The following is a 274-nucleotide window of genomic DNA, read 5'->3' as shown; positions in this document are numbered from 1 at the left end:
ACTGCCGGGGGTGCCCAAATGGGTCGTGGGGGACCGCGGCTATACCAGCCACGTCTTTCGCGAACACATCTGGAATATGGGCGCTCGGCCTGCGATCCCGCCTCAGCGCCACGAAGCGCCCGTGGCCTGCCCTGATTGGATCTACAACAACCGTAACCAGGTCGAGCGCCTCTGGGCCAGGCTCAAAGAGTGGCGCGCCATCGCCACCCGCTACGAGAAGACCGCCGTCAGCTTCATGGGCGTCCTCTACCTCGCCGCCGCCCTCGATTGGCTC

The 274-nt window shown here is 65.7% G+C and carries 1 protein-coding gene; it reads left to right on the top strand.

Annotated features, from left to right (window positions below; genetic code table 11):
• A partial coding sequence (locus tag MKK68_RS29960; protein ID WP_244033196.1) for a transposase occupies positions 1–274 on the top strand: 274 nt, incomplete at both ends.

This window comes from Methylobacterium sp. E-016 (assembly GCF_022829745.1).
GTDB lineage: Bacteria > Pseudomonadota > Alphaproteobacteria > Rhizobiales > Beijerinckiaceae > Methylobacterium.
This window is presented reverse-complemented; position numbering and strand designations above follow the sequence as displayed.